This is a genomic window from Kitasatospora sp. NPDC091257 (genome assembly GCF_044757675.1).
Lineage (GTDB): Bacteria > Actinomycetota > Actinomycetes > Streptomycetales > Streptomycetaceae > Kitasatospora > Kitasatospora lactacystinica.
Map to the genome: position 1 here is coordinate 1 of NZ_JBIVVI010001631.1, position 1,556 is coordinate 1,556.

1 protein-coding gene and 1 pseudogene are annotated in these 1,556 nt (G+C 79.3%); both read left to right on the forward strand.

Translation table 11 applies throughout. From position 1 onward, the window contains the following. A pseudogene (locus ACIQOV_RS40880) lies at window positions 1-588 on the forward strand (hypothetical protein); the annotation flags it as partial. A 154-nt stretch (window positions 589-742) separates the two neighbouring features. After that, complete coding sequence (locus ACIQOV_RS40885; protein WP_401056137.1) at window positions 743-1,546, forward strand: IclR family transcriptional regulator; 804 nt, start codon at window positions 743-745, stop codon at window positions 1,544-1,546. Window positions 1,547-1,556 lie beyond the last annotated feature (10 nt).

The following is a 1,556-nucleotide window of genomic DNA, read 5'->3' on the forward strand; positions in this document are numbered from 1 at the left end:
CGGGCCCTGCCGGACGAGCCGGAGCTGTCCACCTGGTCGTACGCGGCCCGGTACGGCGCGGTCAGCGCGGTGCTGGAGGTCCCGATGTGGGCCGTCGACGCGGTCGGCGACGCCCGTCCCCACCCGGCCGGGGCGCAGACCCTCGCCGCGGCCGCCCGCGACCTCACCGCGCGCGCCGAAGAGCTCGCCGCCCTGCTCCCGGGCGTCGCCGCGCACCAGTACGAGGCCTACGGCCACGAGGCGTTCGGCCCGCTGCTGCGCACCGTCGAGCTCAGCCTGGCGGCCGCCCCGCGGGTGGCCGAGGAGTGGCTGGAGCGCTGGGGCTCCGAGCCGCTCACCGCCTCCCGGGTGACCACCGCCGGCCTGGTCGCGGCCCGCGTGCCGCTGCGGGTCGCGTCGGTCCTGCTGCGGCTGCTCGCCGACGCCCGCGACCCCGCCGCCGAGGCCGCCCGCGACCGCGCCCGCGCCGTCGTCACCGACAGCCTCGACCGGCTGCGCCACCGCTTCGGCGCCCGCTGGGTCCCCGTCCAGGAGCAACTCGCCCACCAGACGCGGGCCGTCCTCACCACCGCCGACTGCCTGCTCTAGGCCGCCCGGCCCGGTTCCGCCGGCCCGGTTCCGCCGAGCGGCCTCGCGCAGGGCCGCGGTACGCGGAACCCGCACCGCGGAATCCGCGTGCCGGGCGCGGGTGTTGGGGCGGGTGACGGGATGTGGGCGGCGGTGGCGGTGGAGGGTGGGGCGGGTGGCGGGGAATTCGGGGGAGGCCGGGGGACGCTCGGTGGCCGGGCGGGTGTTCTCGGTGCTGGAGGCGTTCGACGGGGAGCGGGAGTCGCTGCGGCTGGCCGAGATCGCGCGGCAGACCGGGCTGCCGGCGCCGACGGCGCTGCGGATGGTGCGTGAGCTGGTCGCCTGGGGCGCGCTGGAGCGGCAGCGGGACGGCGGGTACCGGCTGGGGCGGCGGCTGTGGGCGCTGGGGTCGTTGGCGCCGTGCCTGCGCCGCATCCGGGAGCTGGCGCAGCCGGCCCTGAGGGAGCTGCACGAGCGGACCGGGCAGACCGCGCTGGTGGCGGCGCTGGACGGCCGTTCGGCGCTGCTGCTGGACCGGCTGCCGAGTGCGGCGGCGCAGTCCTCGCCGTTCCAGGTGCGGGTGGGCGGGCGGATGGACCTGCACGCCACGGCGGTGGGCCGGGTGCTGCTGGCGCACGCGCCGGAGGCGCTGGTCCGGGAGGTGGTGGCGGGTCTGTCGGCGGCGGGCGCGCGGCACACCCGGTACACGGTGGTGGCGCCGGGCCGGCTGGGCCGGGAGCTGGCGGCGGTGCGGCGCGGGGGCGTGGGGTACGCGCGTCGGGAGATGCAGCCGGCGTACGGGGCGGTGGCGGTGCCGGTGTTCCATCCGGACGGTTCGCTGCTGGCCGCGCTGGGGCTGGTGGTGGCCTCGCCGGTGGATCCGGCCCGGTACGAGGGGCGGTTGCGCGAGGCGGGGCTGCTGATGGCGGCCGAGGTCGCGCGTTCGGTGGCCGCGGAGGGGGCGCACCCCGCCGGATGACACGCCCCCG